The 17,200-nt window shown below is 70.0% G+C and carries 14 protein-coding genes and 1 pseudogene; 6 read left to right on the top strand and 9 right to left on the bottom strand.

Going from position 1 to position 17,200, the window contains the following annotated elements; translation table 11 throughout:
- From ON43_RS17525 to ON43_RS17515, 3 genes and pseudogenes are all read right to left on the bottom strand, one after another.
- Positions 1 to 509, bottom strand: a pseudogene (locus ON43_RS17525) (sensor histidine kinase); the annotation flags it as partial.
- 4 nt (positions 510 to 513) lie between these two features.
- Positions 514 to 1,173 carry a response regulator transcription factor gene (locus ON43_RS17520; protein WP_040808549.1) on the bottom strand — a complete coding sequence of 220 codons (660 nt, stop codon included), beginning with the start codon at positions 1,171 to 1,173 and terminating at the stop codon, positions 514 to 516.
- A gap of 126 nt (positions 1,174 to 1,299) precedes the next feature.
- Positions 1,300 to 2,652 (bottom strand): MFS transporter, encoded by a 1,353-nt coding sequence (locus ON43_RS17515; RefSeq protein ID WP_083913483.1) that lies wholly within the window; start codon positions 2,650 to 2,652, stop codon positions 1,300 to 1,302.
- A gap of 212 nt (positions 2,653 to 2,864) precedes the next feature.
- On the opposite strand from ON43_RS17515, the gene fadD11 reads away from it, so the two are divergent.
- The 3 genes from fadD11 (at position 2,865) to ON43_RS17500 (ending at position 6,062) form a co-directional block, all read left to right on the top strand.
- On the top strand, positions 2,865 to 4,679 hold the full coding sequence (gene fadD11 / locus ON43_RS17510; RefSeq protein WP_040808548.1) for a fatty acid--CoA ligase FadD11: 1,815 nt from the start codon (positions 2,865 to 2,867) through the stop codon (positions 4,677 to 4,679).
- A gap of 112 nt (positions 4,680 to 4,791) precedes the next feature.
- Positions 4,792 to 5,397, top strand: coding sequence for a TetR/AcrR family transcriptional regulator (locus ON43_RS17505; protein ID WP_040808546.1), 606 nt, complete (start codon positions 4,792 to 4,794; stop codon positions 5,395 to 5,397).
- Positions 5,398 to 5,408: 11 nt separating this feature from the next.
- Complete coding sequence (locus tag ON43_RS17500) at positions 5,409 to 6,062, top strand: enoyl-CoA hydratase-related protein (RefSeq protein WP_040808544.1); 654 nt, start codon at positions 5,409 to 5,411, stop codon at positions 6,060 to 6,062.
- Between the two features lie 44 nt (positions 6,063 to 6,106).
- On the opposite strand, the gene ON43_RS17495 is transcribed toward ON43_RS17500, so the two are convergent.
- Positions 6,107 to 6,736 carry a response regulator gene (locus ON43_RS17495; protein WP_040808542.1) on the bottom strand — a complete coding sequence of 210 codons (630 nt, stop codon included), beginning with the start codon at positions 6,734 to 6,736 and terminating at the stop codon, positions 6,107 to 6,109.
- Positions 6,733 to 7,944, bottom strand: a complete 1,212-nt coding sequence (locus ON43_RS17490) for a sensor histidine kinase (RefSeq protein ID WP_245568634.1) — start codon at positions 7,942 to 7,944, stop codon at positions 6,733 to 6,735. The genes ON43_RS17495 and ON43_RS17490 overlap by 4 nt, the downstream gene beginning before the upstream one ends.
- 178 nt (positions 7,945 to 8,122) lie before the next feature.
- Here ON43_RS17490 and ON43_RS17485 point away from each other — a divergent pair, with 178 nt between their 5' ends.
- Positions 8,123 to 9,688 carry a multicopper oxidase family protein gene (locus ON43_RS17485; protein ID WP_051178561.1) on the top strand — a complete coding sequence of 522 codons (1,566 nt, stop codon included), beginning with the start codon at positions 8,123 to 8,125 and terminating at the stop codon, positions 9,686 to 9,688.
- Between the two features lie 53 nt (positions 9,689 to 9,741).
- On the opposite strand, the gene ON43_RS17480 is transcribed toward ON43_RS17485, so the two are convergent.
- A complete protein-coding gene (locus ON43_RS17480; RefSeq protein WP_040808540.1) occupies positions 9,742 to 10,644 on the bottom strand; it encodes an alpha/beta fold hydrolase in 903 nt (300 codons plus the stop codon).
- 38 nt (positions 10,645 to 10,682) lie between these two features.
- Positions 10,683 to 13,715 carry a crotonase/enoyl-CoA hydratase family protein gene (locus tag ON43_RS46810; RefSeq protein ID WP_281033319.1) on the bottom strand — a complete coding sequence of 1,011 codons (3,033 nt, stop codon included), beginning with the start codon at positions 13,713 to 13,715 and terminating at the stop codon, positions 10,683 to 10,685.
- A 165-nt stretch (positions 13,716 to 13,880) separates the two neighbouring features.
- On the opposite strand from ON43_RS46810, the gene ON43_RS17470 reads away from it, so the two are divergent.
- Together ON43_RS17470 and ON43_RS17465 are read left to right on the top strand one after the other, a co-directional pair.
- Positions 13,881 to 14,231 carry an ArsR/SmtB family transcription factor gene (locus tag ON43_RS17470; protein ID WP_040808538.1) on the top strand — a complete coding sequence of 117 codons (351 nt, stop codon included), beginning with the start codon at positions 13,881 to 13,883 and terminating at the stop codon, positions 14,229 to 14,231.
- The gene (locus tag ON43_RS17465) at positions 14,228 to 14,707 is read left to right on the top strand and encodes an SRPBCC family protein (protein WP_040808536.1); all 480 of its coding nucleotides are present in this window, start codon (positions 14,228 to 14,230) and stop codon (positions 14,705 to 14,707) included. Before ON43_RS17470 ends, ON43_RS17465 begins: the two co-directional genes overlap by 4 nt.
- Positions 14,708 to 14,711: 4 nt before the next feature.
- On the opposite strand, the gene ON43_RS43765 is transcribed toward ON43_RS17465, so the two are convergent.
- Entirely contained in the window at positions 14,712 to 15,578 is an 867-nt protein-coding gene (locus tag ON43_RS43765) for a GNAT family N-acetyltransferase (RefSeq protein ID WP_157514086.1), read from the bottom strand.
- A 209-nt stretch (positions 15,579 to 15,787) separates the two neighbouring features.
- Positions 15,788 to 17,026, bottom strand: a complete 1,239-nt coding sequence (gene mshC / locus ON43_RS17450; RefSeq protein ID WP_040808534.1) for a cysteine--1-D-myo-inosityl 2-amino-2-deoxy-alpha-D-glucopyranoside ligase — start codon at positions 17,024 to 17,026, stop codon at positions 15,788 to 15,790.
- Between the last annotated feature and the right edge of the window lie 174 nt (positions 17,027 to 17,200).

The raw sequence follows: 17,200 nt of genomic DNA, 5'->3' as shown, positions 1-17,200 counted from the left end.
GCCACCAGGGCACCGACCGCGACGACCACCCAGACGCGGGTGATGTCGGCGCGGGCGGTGTCGGTGGAGGCGGCGATCAGGACCGCGCCGTCGACATGGGTGTCCGAGCCGACCGGGCGCGCGATCAACACCGTGGGTGGGCTCCACGGCAGCAGCCGCGACACCGTGGCGGGGCGTTGATTGCGGCGCGCGGCCGCCAACGCCGCCGCGACCCCGGTGTCGCGCGGGTCGACGCCCGCGTTCACCAACGGGACGCCGCGGGCATCGACCACCAACACCGCTTCGCCGTAGAGGTCGTGGTAGCGGGCGACCTCCATGGACAGGGCACGATGGTCGCCGAGCCGGTCGGCGGTGACGGTCAAGGCCGCGAACCGGTCGGCGTCGCCGCTGCGCCCGGACACCAGTTCCTGGGTGCGGCTGGTGGCCGCGGTCAGGCACAGCGGTATCGCGAACGCCAGCACCGCCACGGTGGCGAAGCTGGTCAACGCGATGAGCAGGCGCCGGCGCACCGGGTCAGTCGCCCCAGCGGTAGCCGTAGCCGCGGATGGTGGTGATCAGGCCGGGCCGGTCGAGCTTGGCGCGCAACCCGGTCATGTGCACATCCAGCGACCGTGACACCGCCACGAACGCATCCCCCCAGATGCGGTCCATCAGCTGCTGGCGGCTCACCGCCGCGCCCGGCCGCTCGGTCAACGCCTCCACGAGCTCGAATTCCTTGGTGGTGAGCGCGATCTCGACCCCGGCCACCGAGACCCGGCGCGCATCCAGATCGACCGTCACGTCCCCGGTCACCACCGTGCGCGCGGGGGCCGCCGCGACCGGTTGCGGGCGGCGGGTGACGTTCTCCAACCGGGCGAGCAGTTCGGCGATGCGTGGTGGTTTGATCACGTAATCGTCGGCGCCGCCGCGTAATCCGCGCACGATCGAGCGTTCGTCACTGCGCGCGGTCAAGATCACCACCGGGACGGTGGACACCTCGCGCAGCTGCCGCAGCACGGTGAGCCCGTCGGCGTCGGGCAAGCCCAGATCCAGGACCACCGCGTCGAAACCGCGGTGGCAGGTCAGCAGATCCGCGCCGCGGCGCATCCGCACCGCGGCGTGGCCGCGGACCCCGAACGCCTCCACCAGCGCGTCCCCGACCCCGTCATCGTCCTCGACCACCGCCAACCGCATGGCTCCGATTCTCTCCTTCACGACAAACCGATCGGTTCCCGGCCTCGGGGTGGCCACCGCTCCGCATCGAACAGCGGCCACCCGGGCCCGGCCACAGCCCTCGGGAGGCTGCGGCACGTGGGAGGGTCAGCGCACCCGCACCGGCTCGCCCGGGGCCGCGGTGGTGTCGGCGGCCAGGGCGTTGTCCTCGGCGTCGATGACCGATTCGGTGGAGGTTTCGCGCATGAAGAAGTAGGTGAGCAGCGAGATCAGCACACAGCCCGACACGTACCAGAAGTACAGCGATTCGTGCCCGGCCTTCTTCAACGCGAGCGCGATCATCTCGGCGGTGCCGCCGAAGATCGCCACCGTCAGCGCGTACGGCAGCCCGACGCCCAGGGCACGGATGCGGGTGGGGAACAGTTCGGCCTTCACGATCGCGTTGATCGAGGTGTAGCCGGTGATGATCACCAGCGCCGCCAGCATCAACGCGAACGCGGCCAATGGGTTCTTGGTGTGGCCGAGCAGCGTCATGATCGGCACCGTGGCGATCGTGCCCGCCACACCGAAGGTGATGAGCAGTTTGCGTCGCCCGATGCGATCCGACAGCGCCCCGGCGATCGGCTGCAGGACCACGAACACCAGCAGCGCCACGAAGTTGATCCACGCCACCGTCGATTTCGAGATACCGGAGGTGTTGACCATGTATTTCTGCATGTAGGTGGTGTAGGTGTAGAACGCGACCGTGCCGCCGAGGGTCAACCCCACCACCAGCAGGCATTCGCGCGGATACCGCAGCAGCACCGCCAGCGATCCGCGCCCCGAACCCGCGCTCGCGGAAGCGGATTCGCTGCGGAAGGATTCGGATTCGTCCATGCCGCGCCGCAGCCACATCACGATCAGCGCACTGGCCGCGCCGATCAGGAACGGGATGCGCCACCCCCACGCGTACAGCTGGGCCGAGGTCAGGAACTGCTGCAGCACGATCTGCACCCCGAGCGCCACCAGCTGGCCCGCGACCAGGGTCACGTACTGGAAGCTCGAATAGAACCCGCGCCGCCCTGCCGAGGCCACCTCCGACAGATACGTTGCGCTGGTGGCGTATTCACCACCCACCGACAGGCCCTGCAACAGCCGCGCCAGCAGCAGGATCACCGGCGCCGCCAACCCGATCGAGGCATAGGAGGGGGTGGCGGCGATCAGCAGCGACCCCGCGGCCATCACCGTCACCGACAGGGTCAGCGCGGCGCGGCGCCCGAACCGGTCGGCATAGCGGCCCAGTGCCCATCCGCCGATCGGGCGCATCAGGAATCCGACCGCGAACACCGCGGCGGTGGACAGCAATTGGGCGGTGGCGTCACCGGCGGGGAAGAACGTCTTGGCGAAATACACCGAGAACGCCGCATAGACATACCAGTCGTACCATTCGACGAGGTTGCCGATCGAGCCGCGCATCACATTGGCGACCACCCGGCGCTCCCCAGTAGGAGTGCTGCTCACGAAACTTCTCCCTTGCTGAAACCACGAATGCCCCATCGCATCCGCGCTCCACTGTGGCGGGCGACACAGCCCTACCCAAGGGGTGCGGGAGTTTCCTAACACTCGCTTAAGGCGATCGGGCGCTCATGGATGCGGGTCAAACGCCCACGCGGAACCCGCCCCGCGCCTTACCGTCTGAGAAGGCTTGGTTGGTGAGTGGATCGAGAACAGTGATGAGTCAACCCAATACGTCCCCCGCCGCGTTCCAGGCGACCGCGGCGATCGACCCCGACGCGATCGCGGTCCGCGACATCGGCGGACATCACGTTCTGACCTGGGGTGACTATGCGGCGCAGGTGCGTGAGATCGCCGCCGGGCTCGCGGCGCTCGGGGTCGGGCGCGGGGACACGGTGGCGTTCATGATGGCCAACCGCGTCGAGTTCTATCCCCTCGAGGTCGGCGCGCAACACACCGGCGCCACCTCGTTCTCGGTGTACAACACACTCTCCGCCGAGCAACTGCACTACGTGTTCGACAACGCGGGCAACAAAGTGGTGATCTGCGAAGCCCAATACGTCGACAAGATCCGCGCCAGCGGGGTACCGATGCACACCATCGTCTGCATCGACGCCCCCGCACCCGGCACCCTGACCGTCGCTCAGTTGAAGCAGTTGGGGCGCGCCGATTTCGACTTCGACGCCACTTGGCAGGCCATCACTCCCGAGGATGTGGTGACCCTGTGCTACACCTCCGGCACCACCGGCAACCCGAAAGGCGTGGAGATCACCCACGCCAACCTGGCCTTCGAATGCCGCGCCTACGCCTCGGTCATGCCCGTCGAATTCGGTGACCGCATCACCAGCTTCCTGCCCACCGCGCACATGGCCGACCGGGTCACCAACCTGTACCTGCACCAATACTTCGGCACCCAGATCACCGTCGTCCCCGACCGCACCCAACTGCCCGCCGCCCTGGCCGACGTGCACCCCACCATCTGGGGTGCGGTGCCGCGAGTGTGGGAGAAACTCAAAGCGGCCGTGGAATATTCGGTCACCGCCGAAACCGACCCGGCCCGCCGCGCCGCCCTCGACTGGGCACTGGGGCTCGCTGCCCGCAAGGCCGAAGCCCAACTCGCCGGGGTGCCCCTCGACGACACCCAGGCCGCCGAATGGGACAAGGCCGACGCCGCGGTGCTGGGGCCGCTGCGCGCCAAAATCGGCCTGGATCAACTCAAATGGGCCCTGTCCGGTGCCGCGCCCATCCCGCCGGAAACCCTCGGATTCTTCTTCGGGCTCGGCATCCCCATCTCCGAAGTGTGGGGCATGTCCGAACTGACCTGCGTGGTCAGCGTCAGCCTGCCCGGCCAAGCCCGCCTGGGCACCGTCGGGCGACTCCTACCCGGACTCGAATCACGCATCGGCGAGGACGGCGAATACTTCGTGCGCGGACCGCTGGTCATGCGCGAATACCGCAAGGAACCCGAGAAGACCGCCGCCACCCTCGACGCTGAGGGCTGGCTGGCCACCGGCGACATCATCACCGAGGACGCCGACGGCTACCTGCGCGTGGTCGACCGCAAGAAAGAACTCATCATCAACTCCGCCGGCAAGAACATGTCCCCGGCCAATATCGAGAACACCATCAAAGCCGCCACCGGACTCATCGGCGCCCTGGCCACCATCGGCGACAACCGCCCCTACAACACCGCGCTCATCGTCCTCGACGCCGAATCCGCGCCACCCTATGCCGCCCAACACGGCCTCACCGACGCCTCCGCCGAAGCACTCGCCGCCGACAAGAACGTCGTCGCCGAAATCGCGCGCGGCGTCGCCGCCGGCAACGCCAAACTCTCCCGCATCGAACAGATCAAACGCTTCACCATCCTGCCCACCTTCTGGGAACCCGGCGGCGACGAAATCACCCTCACCATGAAACTGCGCCGCAAACCCATCGCCGAGAAATACGCGCACACCATCGACACCATGTACGCACCCCAACTCGCCGACGACGTCCACGAACCCGCCGAAACACCCACCAGCGCAGCCTGATCGAGGCCAGCCCACCGGCCGTCCGCGCCCTCCACGGGCGCGGGCGGCCGGACTGCGCGGTGCGGAAACCACCCCTTCATAACAGAGCACTTGCTCTGTTATGGTCGGGTGTATGCCCCGACCCCGCACCCACGACCCGGACCTCGTGCTCGATGCCGCCGAGGATCTCGCGGTGGCCTCCGGGCCCGCCGCGGTCACCATCCGGGCCGTCGCCGCGGCCACCGGCGTCTCCAACGGGGCGCTGTATCACACGTTCTCCTCGCGGGCGGAGCTGCTGGGGCGCACCTGGATTCGGGCCGCCCACCGATTCCTGACCCTGCAGGCCGAGATGGTCGCCGAGGCCGCAGACCCCCTGGAGGCGGTGCTCGCCGCCGCCGAGGCACCCGCCGAATTCGCGGCCCGCTACCCGGCCTCGACACAGTTGTTCTTCCGGGTCCGCCGCACCGATCTGCTCGGCGACGAGCTGCCCGAGACCGTGCGCGCCGACGTGGCCGCCACCCAGACCACGCTGGTCGAGCTGATGAAAACCCTGTCGCGGCGGCTGTGGGGGCGCGCGGACGCCGCCGCGGTGGACACCGTGACCCTGTGCCTGGTCGACCTGCCGACCGCGATCCTGCTCGACCGCGACCGGCTCACCACCCCGATCGCCCGCCGGCAGTTGCGGGCCGCCGTCCACGCGGTCCTGGACCTCGGGCCCGCACCCCACCGCACCCTCTGAAGGAACCCCGCATGCCCACCCTCACCTACCGCGACAAGATCGCCGTACTCGACCTCGGCGACCACGAGAACCGCTTCTCACCCGAATTCCTCACCGAAACCAACGCCCACCTCGACACCGTCCTGGCCGACGGCGCGCACGCCCTGCTCACCACCGCCTCGGGCAAGTTCTACTCCAACGGCCTGGACCTGGACTGGCTCTCCGCCCACGGGGAACGCGCCGAATGGTATGTGGCGCAAGTGCAATCGCTGCTGGCGCGCATGCTGACCTTCCCGCTGCCCACCGCGGCCGCGCTGCCCGGGCACGCCTTCGGTGCCGGCGCCATGCTCGCCATCGCCCACGACTACCGGGTGATGCGCGCCGACCGCGGCTACTTCTGCTTCCCCGAGGTCGACATCCACATCCCGTTCACCCGCGGCATGGCCGCACTCATCCAAGCCAAGCTCGCCCCCAAACAGGCGATCGCGTCGATGACCACCGGACGCCGCTTCGGCGGACCCGACGCCCTGGCCCACGACCTCGTCGACGCCACCGCCGACGCCGACCACATCACCGACACCGCGCTCGCGCTGGTCGCCGGGCTCGGCGCCAAAGACCAAGCCACCCTGGGCGCGATCAAAGCCACCATGTTCGCCGACGCGGTCACCGCCCTGGCCAACGCCTGAACCCCTGAGCTGCGGTGGGCCCGGTTCCCAACGGGTCCACCCGGTCAGCGCGCCGCGCGCACCGCGAACACCGCCAACCGGACCCGGTTGTCGCAGCCGGTCTTGTCCATCAGATGCGCCAGATGCTTCTTGACCGTCGTCACCCCCAGATGCAGGCGCTCGGCGATCTCGGTATTCGAGTAGCCCGCACCCACCAGCGCCAGCACGTCCTGCTCGCGAGGCGTGAGATCGACTGCCGCAGGAGCGGTTTCGGTCGGGGCGTCGACCGCGCGCTGCACCAGTCGGCGCAGCAGCGGCGGGGAGAACAGCAACTCGCCGTCGATCACCCGCCGGATCGCGGCCACCAGCACCTCGGGCTCGGTATCCTTGACCAGATAGCCGCTCGCCCCCGCCGCCAACGCCGGGAACAGATGCTCGTCATCGTCGAACGTCGTCAGCACCAGCACCTTCGGGGAACCACCGGCCAGAATCCGCCGCGTCGCCTCCACCCCGTCCATGCCCGGCATCCGCAGATCCATCAACACCAGATCCGGGCAGCACTCCGCCGCCGCACGCACCGCCGCCACCCCGTCGGCGGCCTCGGCGACCACCTCGAGATCCGCGGTCGCCTCCACCAACATGCGCAACCCCGCCCGCACCAGACGCTGATCATCGACCAGCAACACCCGGATCACCGCACACCCCGCCCGAACACCGCCCCGGCCTGCGCTTCGGTGGCCCGGGGCAACGCCGACGCACCTCCCGGCTCGACCGCTGCGGATCCGGCGGGCAACTCCGCATCGACGACCCAATCCCGGCCGCGCGCACCGACTTCGAGACGGCCCCCGGCCAACGCCACCCGCTCGCGCATCCCGGCCAGCCCATGCCCCGCACCGACCGGCGCCCCGGCACCGCGATTATGGACCTGCAGCCGCACCCCGGAGCCGGTGCGCGCCACCGAGATCCGCACCGGCGCGGCAGGATCGGCGTACTTCATCGCATTGGTCAGCGACTCCTGCGCCAGCCGCAGCAGCGTCAACCGCGCGATCGCATCCAAACCTGTTGTCTGCATCTCGATCTCGGAGTGCACCTCGAACCCGGCCGCGCGCACCCGCGTCACCGCCTCGGCGATCTCGGCGCCCACCACCTCGGCATCCAGCAGCGGCACCGCACCCAACGCCGGATCCCGCAAAGCCGCCAGCAGCCGCCGGATATCGGTCAGCGCCCCCGACGCCGTGTCACCCACATCGTCGAGGACCTCCCGCACCCGCGGATCGGTCCCGCCCAGCACCTGGCGAGCTACCTTGACCCGCAACACGATCGAGGCCATATGGTGGGCGACCATATCGTGCAGCTCGCGCGCCAGCGCCGTGCGCTCCTCGGCGCGCGCCCGCGACTGCGCATCCGCCGCCTGCGCCGCCGCACTCGCCGTCAACGCCGCCTGCCCCCGCAAATACAGGCCCAGCAGCAGCGGCAACCCGACGAACGCGGCCGCCTCCACGAACGTCGCCCCACGCCAGAACGTCGGCGCGTGCCCACCCCAATGCCCGCCCACCCACGCCGCCGCCCACGCCACGCTCACCAGCACGATGTCGCGGCGCCCGCCACGCCTCACCGCCTCCACCACCGCGAGCGCACCCAGATACGGCACCAGCTCCGAAGGCCCCCACGCCGGAATCACGAACATCGCCGCCGCCAGCCCCGACACCACCAGCGAGGTCACCACCGGCCACCGATCACCGAACGCGAACACCAGACACGCCGCCACAGCAAGCAGCCAGTAAACGGCGGGGACGCGGTACTCACCCGGGAACGTGCTCGCCGCCAGCAACACCGGGGTCAGCAGCAGCGGCAGCACACGTGCCGCCTTCCAGCGCAGGCCACGGTCACGAAGGTCGATCACGAATCCACGGTAGTGAACCGGCGAGACTCCCGGCACACACGGGTCGCGGATAGCACAACGGTTGCCACGCCACAAGACTCCCGTGGCCGCAATCAGGCCCCCGAACGCGGCCCGACGAAGGATCCGACGCGGCGCGCCGAGCGACAGGCTGGGAAGCGACCCGACCCGAGGAGCCCCTGTGATCTCGCGACGACGCCTGCTCGTCACCGCCGCCGCCCTACCCCTGGCCGCCACCGGCTGCACCCGCCGCACCGACATCCCCGCCGCCGCGCCCGGCACCCGGCCGCTGCCCATCCCGCCGCTGGCCGACTCGCACGTCGACGCCGCCGGGGTGCGTCACTTCACCCTCACCGCCCAAGCCGGGCACACCGAGATCCTGCCCGGAACCTCCACGCCCACCTGGGGATTCAACGGGTCGATCCTCGGGCCCACCCTGCGGGCGCGTCGCGGGGAGACCGTGTCGGTGACCGTCACCAACACCCTGCCCGAGGCGACCAGCGTGCACTGGCACGGCATGCACGTGCCCGCCGCCTGCGATGGCGGACCCCACCAGATGCTCGCCCCCGCCGCGACCTGGACCCCGCAATGGCGCATCGACCAGCCCGCCGCCACCCTCTGGTACCACCCGCACCCGCACGGAGCCACCGAAAAACACGTCTACCGCGGCCTTGCGGGCCTGTTCTACCTCGACGACGAGATCAGCGACCGCCTCGACCTGCCGCGCCGCTACGGCCTCGACGACATTCCGCTCGTCATCCAGGACCGCCGCTTCACCCCCGACGGGCAGCTCGATGAAAAACCTTCCAGCAGTTACGGACTGCTCGGCGACACCCTGATCGTCAACGGCGCCACCGCTACCCACCACGACCTGCTCGCCACCCGCGCCCGCCTGCGCCTGCTCAACGGCTCCTCGAGCCGTGTCCTGAACCTCGGCTTCGGCGACGACCGCCGCTTCGCGCTCATCGCCACCGACGGCGGCCTGCTCACCTCACCCGTCGCCTCGACCCGTGTGCAACTCAGCCCCGGCGAACGCGCCGAAATCGTCGTCGACCTCACCCCGGGATCCACCGCGACACTGCGCGCTGTGCCCGTCACCACCCGCGCCGGCATCGACCGACCCGAACGCTTCGGCTTCGACGACACCTTCGACGTACTCACCCTGCGCGCCACCACGAACGCCACCGCGGCACCGGCCCTGCCCGCCACCCTCACCACCATCGACCCACTCGCCCCCGGGCTCCCGGTCACCCGCAGCTTCGACCTCAAATGGTTCATGATCAACGGCGCGAAGATGGACATGAACCGTATCGACCTGACCGTGGCCACCGGCGCCACCGAAATCTGGTCGGTCCGCAACCTCGAGGACTGGCCCCACAACTTCCACGTCCACGACGTCCAATTCCAGCTCCGCGCCATCGACGCCACCCCACCACCGCCACACCTGGCCGGATGGAAGGACACCGTCTACACCGAACCCGGCCGCACCTACGAACTCGCCCTGCGGTTCACCGGGCCCGCCGACCCCTCCTTCCCGTACATGTACCACTGCCACCTGCTCCACCATGAGGACGCGGGCATGATGGGCCAATTCCTCATCCTCGACCCCGGCCAGCAACCCACCTTCACCCCCGAACCCATGAACGAGCACACAATGCCGATGGGAAGCGGCGAGGAAACGATGCCGATGGGGCAGGGCCCAATGCCGATGGGCGGCACGGGTTCTGGACCGCACGGCGGTCACTGACCGCCTCCGCCAACGACACCGGCCGACAGCCGGAGGTGGTGCCGCGGCCAGGTTCAGCTGTCCGCATCGGCCGCGCGCAGATGCGGAATCAGCAACTCCGCCACCGCATCCGGGCGCTCGGCCTGCAGGAAATGCCCACAGTCGGGTAGTTGCGCGTGCTGCACTTTCGCATGCTCTGCCAGAATGCGCTGGAGATCCGGGGACATGCAGCCGTCGCGCAGCCCGCCCAGCGCCAGCGTGGGTAGCGGGGCGGGGGCGGCCATCAGCAGGTCGCTGAACTCGCGAGTCGCCTTGTGCGCCACCGTGAACAGCGACCGGTAATACCGGGTCGCCGCCCACGCCATCGTCGCATCGGTGAAAACCGCCGCGGTGGGCGTGAACTGGCCCGCACCGAACTCCCAGCCCGGCGACCAGCGTCGCCACAACGCCCGCACGAACGCGGCCTCGCGGCGCACCAGCAGCCGCGGCGAGAACCCCGACTGCATCACCGGGATATACGACGACAGCAGCAGCTGCCGCGGCAGATATCGCCACAGGCCCGCCGCGACCCCGCCCCCGAACGGTGGAATCGCCAGCAACGTCAGCGACCGCCACCGCCCGGGCTCCTGCTTGGCCAGGACCATCGCCACGAACGCACCCCAGTCATGGCCCACCAGATGCGCCGGTGGCGCACCGAGTTCGGCATGCCAGGCCGCGATATCGGCACTGACCGCCATCAGGTCGTAGCGGGCATCGCGTGCGGCCGAGGCCGGGGTGTAGCCGCGCAGCCAGGGCGCCAGCACCTGATAGCCCGACTCGGCCAGCGCCGGGATCAGCCCGTCCCAGGTGTGCGGTGTGTCCGGGAAACCGTGCAGCAGCATCACCAGCGGGCCATCAGAGGGGCCGAAGCGGCGCGCCGACAGGGTGAGCCCGTCCCGCACCAGGGTGAGGGTGGACTCGGTGAGATCCGATGTCATGACCGTTCTTTCGTGCTCGCGTCTGTCGCGCCGCAGGTTCAGCGGCCCTGCCACACCGGCGGCCGCTTCTCCACGAACGCCCGCATCCCTTCCCCGGCGTCCTGCGACGACAAGGCCGCCGCCGCGACCTGGCTCTGCTTGCCGAACGCCTCGGCCACCGACCAATCCGGCGCTTGCTCGATGATCTGCTTGCTGGCATCGATACTCAGCGGCGCGTTCACCGCGATCCGCTCGGCCAGCACCAGCGCCGCTTCGAGGGCCTTGCCCGGTGCGGCGACCTGATTGATCAAGCCGACCTCGGCGGCACGGGCCGCGGTGATCGGATCACCGGTCAACGCCAACTCCATGGCGACCGCACGGGGTAGTCGCTGCGACAGCCGCAGCACACCACCGCCGACGGCGACCAGCCCGCGTTTGACCTCCGGAATCCCGAACATCGAATCCGCGGCGGCCACAATCAGATCCGCCGCCAACGCCAGCTCGCACCCGCCCGCCAGCGCCGGACCCTCCACCGCCGCGATCAACGGCTTGCGCGGCGGCGCCGACACGATCCCGAGAATGCCGCGCTTCTCGGTCACCGGCACCTCACCGCGCGCCGCGGCCTTGAGATCCATCCCGGCGCTGAAATAGCCACCCGCCCCGGTCAAGATCGCGATCCGCGCGTTCGGATCCGCCTCGTAGGCGTCGATCGCCCGCTCGAGCCCCAACGCGGTCGCCAGATTGATCGCATTGCGTGCCTGCGGCCTGTTGATCGTGATGATCATGACGTGGCCGCGGCGCTCGATCAGCACCGGCGCGGGCGGCGGTGGCGGCAGCGGCACCCGCGCGATACCCGCCGTACTGAGCCCCGTATGCGTGGCATCGGTCCCGGCGTCGGCGGCGGGCACGATCGCCTCGCCCTCCACGCGCACCGGCAATCCCAGCCAGTCGTCCTCGTCGAGAGCGGCCAGCAGGGCGGAATCGGTGGCGCGCACCAGGACTCGCTCACCCTGGGGAGTCAGCACGCTCACGATCCCCGCCTCGGGGACACCGTCACGGCCGTAGGGCAGGGTGTAGGCCTCGACCACGGCCGCACCGGTGTAGGTGCTGCGGGCCGGGCGGGCCGGGGGATGCTCGATGACCGGAGTCAGATGCTGGTAGCCGCGCCGGGGCGGGGTCGCGGAATAGACGCCCAGGGCGTGTTTGGTCAGGTACCAGCCCAGCGAGGTTGCCAGGCCGAAGGATTCGGGCTCGGCACGCAACCGGCCCACCAGGGTCGCGACCGCGTGACCGCCGTAGTTGTTGCCCGGCCCGCCACCGAAGGTCAGCCCACCGGTCACCGACAGCGGCCGCTTCGGATCGTCGACGGGCAAGCCCAGCTCCCGCGCCGCGATCTGCACCGCCACCGGGAAACACGCATACAGATCCACATGCGACAGATCCTCGGGGCCGATCCCGGCATGGTCGAGCACCGCGGCACCCAGGGCCGCGATGGCCGGGGAGGCGGCCAGCTCGGTGCGTTCGCTGACGAACCATTCGTCGGTGCCCGAGGCGCCCGCGTGCAGGAACACCCACTTGTCCTGCGGCACACCGGCCGCCTCCGCGGCGGCCGCGCTGGCCACGATGATGCCCGAGGCCATGTCCACGGTCAGGTTCGCGCACTCGAGCTTGGTGTAGGGCGTCGAGATCATCCGGTTGGCGTCGGTCACCGCCGCGATCTGCGCCGCCGAGAACTCCTGCGGCTGCCAGGCATGCGGATTGGCCGCCGCCACCGCCGAGAGCCGCGACCACAACTCGGCCACCGCCGCCGCATGCTCGGCCGGCGTACGACCCAGCCGATGCCGGTTGGCCGATTCGAGCAGCGCGTACATGTTGATCGGGGCCTGCAGCCCGGCCGCGGACTCGGCGGCATTGTTGGCGGGCTTGTCGATACCGACCGTGCGCGTCGGCGACACGCTCGAATCCTGCACCGGCCAATCCAATTCGATCCCGGCGCGCTGCGCCGCGGCCTGCGTGGCACCGGCCTCGGCGCCGGTCACCAGCACCAGCTCGTAGTCCCCGGCCGCGATCGCCGCGGCCGCCTCGTTGAGCACCAGCTGCCCGCCGTCCCCGCCGAACGGGCTCGACTGCACCGTCTCCACCGCACCCGCGCCCACCGCCGCGGCCACCAGCGCACCCAGATCCCGGTACTGCCACGACGTCGGCGCCACCGCGAACACCGCCTCGGCCTGCTTCAGCAACCGCTCCCCGGCCCCGGCGTCGGCCGCCGCGGCCCGCAAGGCCCGCACCGCCAGCGCCGCCGGATCGGCATAGGACCCTTCGGGATTGCGCTGCACGATCTGCCCGACCCCGATCAGCACCGGCGTCGTCGGCGCCAGCACCACCCCCGAGGCCCGATGCCGCACCGCCTTCGGTGCCGGCTTGCCGCCACCGGCGCGGGTCGCGGCCAGCGCGGCGGGCACCCGCGCCAGCGAATCACGCAGCGAATCGGCGAGCGCGCGCGCCACCGTCGCCCCCAACGGGCCCTCGATCGGCTGCCCCGACAACCCGGCATCCACGTACACGATCGACCCGGACCCGTTGGGCGCCACCGTGATCCACAACCCCAGCGCCAACCCCTGCGGCCCGGCGCCACGCAACCCCAGCCCGTGGTCGCCGATCTCGGTGACCGTCCACGCCACCTCCGCGGGGATCCCCATGAACTTCACGACCTGCGTGTACTCCACCCCCAGCGCCGCCGCCCTCGGTGCGTCCCCGCGCCAGCCCGCATGGAACACCACCCACTGCGGCAGCCGCCCCAACTGCGCCAGATACGCCAGCGTCGTCGCCACCCCGGTCTCGAGCTCGGTATGCGCGTGCACGGTGCGGGTGAACTCGGCCAGGCCCGCCGGGAGCGTGTGCTCGGGTGGCGCCGCCTCGGATTCGCTGCCGTGCCCGGTGAATCCGGCGATCAGCTCCCGCACGATCCGCGGATCCCGGCGCACACTGTCGAGCAGCTGCCCACCGGCGCGCACCTGTTTACGCACCGAGGCGCCCCGCTCACGCCCCTGCTCCACCACCGCACGCAAACGCTCGAAACCCGGCACATTCACAGCCCACCTCCTCATCGAGGGTCACACCATCGCGCCCTCACGGTATCGGCCGCCGACCGCGCGCGGGAAGCGGAATCGGGTTAATCGCGCGACTTCGCGCCACCGGCAACCGAATCCACGCACACCCCTACCACCCACCGATGCGTAAGCATAGACTTACGGTTCGTGGGTACTTACCAAAGCGCCGCGCTCGACGCCCTCGGCGACCCGACCCGGCGAGCCATCTTCGAACGCCTCGGCCAAAGCCCGTGCGCGGTCGGCGAACTCGCCGGCGAACTGCCCGTGTCACGACCCGCGGTCTCCCAGCACCTCAAGGTGCTCAAGGCCGCCGGCCTGGTCCGCGACGAAGCGGTCGGCACCCGCCGCGTCTACCGCCTCGACCCCGGCGGCATCGACGCGCTGCGCGCCTACTTCACCCACTTCTGGTCGACGGCGCTGTCGGCCTTTCGCGACGAAGTGAACAAACCCGATCCCGGCCAACCCCCAGATCCCGGCCAACCCCAGGAGCAGTCATGACCCAGCAGATCGACTCCCACGCCGTCACCGTCCAACTCACCGTGGAGGCCCCCATCGACAAGGCCTACCGCGTCTTCACCACCGGCATGGACTCCTGGTGGCCGCGCGAACACCACATCGGCGCCGGCCCGCTCGCCGAAGCCGTCGTCGAACCCCACGTCGGAGGCCGCCTCTACGGCCGCGAGGCCGACGGCACCCAATGCCCGTGGGGCCGGGTACTGGTGTGGAACCCACACACCCACTTCGCCTTCTCCTGGGACATCGACCTGTCCTGGAAACCCGAATCCGATCCCGCCCGCACCAGCCGCGTCGATGTCACCTTCACCGCCCTCGACGAGGACCACACCACCGTCACCCTGGTGCACTCCGGATTCGAGAACCACGGCCCCGGTTGGGAATCCATGCGCGAGGCCGTGGGCTCGCCCGGCGGCTGGCCAGCCCTGAGCGACAGCTACGGCACCGCCGTCGCCGCCTGAACCCTCACAACGTGCGGGTGAACCACACCTGATCCAGCATCCGGATCCCGTCGACCTCCACCACCTCCGGATACCCGGCCGCCGCGGTGAACACATCCGCCACCACCCGGCTCATCCGGAAACCACAACGCTGATAGAAACGCAGATTCCCCACATCCGCGGTGGCGGTGGCCACCTCGATCCGGGCCACCCCCGCCGCCTGCGCGGCCGCCACCACCGCCTCGACCATCGCCCGCCCCACCCCCGCACCCCGGAACGGTTGGGCCACCGCGGTATTGACGATCTCCCACACCGACGCATCGGCCTCCGGGGCCGCCTGAATATGCCCGGCCACCGCCCCGGACCCGGTGCGCGCCACCCACACCCGGCCCCGATCGATATAGGAGGCCAGCAACTGCTCGGAATCCTCGGCCAACCGGAACGACCACGCGATCTCGCCACGATCCCCGGTGAACTCCTCGATCCGCACCGGCTCCGGCGCCGCGGGCACCACGATCAGCATCCAGCCGTCGGGATCCAGCACCGCGAACGCCCCCGCCGCCACCCAATACGGATTCTCCGGAATCACCTCGGCCACACCATGATCGGCCAGCCGCTTGCGCAACTCCTCGAACCCGCCACGCAGATACACCACCAGCGCATGCTCGGGATCCGCCGGGGGCACAGGCGGGCCACCATCGGCACGCACCAACTCCAACTGCGAACGCGCATCCGGCAACCCGAACACGAACCCGCTGTAGCCCGCGTGATCGGAGAACGCGAAAAGCTGTGTCAGCCCCACGATCTCTCGATAGAATGCCGCACACTCCACCAGCCGATCGGTCCCGCGCGCGAACCGCGCCGCGGCGAACACCACACCGGAAGCATCCACGGACCATTCCTCCTCACGACAGCGACACCCGCATGCCAGCATGCGCGGCCCACCCCGGCGCGGGCGACCCATTTTCGCCGTGTCCGAACAGTTCTCGCTCACCTCCGGCCCGGGCCGCCACCGAAAACAAAGCGGCGCGCGAACCCGGATCCGGGCTCGCGCGCCGCTCTCACGCTCTCGGGCGGTGGCTCACGCCTTCCGCGGGTGGCTCACAGCTCGACACCGAGCAGGGCATCGACCGCATCCTTGATCAGCCCCGGCGCGGTCGTGTCGGGACCACCGTAGGTCAACGCCTGCTGCGCCCACGCGTCGATCGCGGCCAGGGCTTTGGGAGTGTCCAGATCGTCGGCCAGATGAGTGCGCAGCCGCGCCACCGTCTCGGTCGCGTCCGGGCCCGAGGCCAGCGCCACCGCCGAGCGCCAGCGCTCCAGCCGCGAAAGCGCCTGCGCCAGCACCGCATCCGACCATTCCCGATCCGCGCGGTAGTGCCCGGCGAACAAACCCAACCGGATCGCGCCCGGATCGGTCCCGGCGCGGCGCAGCTTGGACACGAACACCAGATTGCCGCGCGACTTCGACATCTTCTCGCCGTCGAGGCCGATCAGCCCGGCATGCACGTAATGGCGGGCGAAACGCCGCCCCTTGACCAGGGCCTCGGCGTGCGCGGCGGAATACTCGTGATGCGGGTAGATCAGATCGCTGCCGCCGCCCTGGATATCGAATTCGCTGCCGACCCGGTTGAGCGCGATCGCCGCACACTCGATATGCCAGCCCGGTCGGCCCGCCCCGAACGGCGCCGGCCACGACGGCTCACCCGGACGCTCCGCGCGCCACAACAGGGCATCGATCGGATCGCGCTTACCCGGGCGCGTCGGGTCGCCGCCGCGCTCGGCGAACAATCGCTCCATGGTCGCCCGGTCGTAACCGGACTCATACCCGAACTGCTCGGTCGCGTCATGACGGAAGTAGATATCGGCGAATTCCGGATCGTCGACCACATACGCCGCACCCGAGGCCAGCAGCTTGTCGACGAGCTCGACCACCTCCTGCACCGACTCGATCGCGCCGATGTAATCGCGCGGCGGAATCACCCGCAACGCGGCCATGTCCTCACGGAACAGGTTGATCTCCCGCGTGCCCAGCTCGCGCCAATCGATGCCGTCGCGCGCGGCACGCTCGAACAGCGGATCGTCGACATCGGTGGTGTTCTGCACGTAGTGCACCTGATGCCCGCTATCGCGCAGCACCCGGTTGACCAGGTCGAAGGCCAGATAGGTGGCCGCATGCCCCAGATGGGTCGCGTCATAGGGGGTGATGCCGCAGACGTACATCGTCGCGGTCGCACCCGGGGTCACCGGGCGCACCGCCGCATCGGCGGTGTCGTACAAGCGCAACGCTGGTCCGGATCCGGGAACGGTCGGGACAGCGGTATCGGACCAGGACTGCATGAATCGAGGTTAACGCCGCGAGTGCACGCGACCCCCGCCGCCCCCGCCCCGGTGTGCCGCGCGACACGCGTAGCGACGGGCCGACCTGCACCCTAGTCACGGGCACGCCGGTGTCAACGGTTGCAATCACAAAGAACCGATCGTTACCGTCGGCACCCGGTGTCGGCGGGCCCA

The sequence above is a fragment of the Nocardia concava NBRC 100430 genome (assembly GCF_000308815.1).
Taxonomy (GTDB): domain Bacteria; phylum Actinomycetota; class Actinomycetes; order Mycobacteriales; family Mycobacteriaceae; genus Nocardia; species Nocardia concava.
This window is presented reverse-complemented; position numbering and strand designations above follow the sequence as displayed.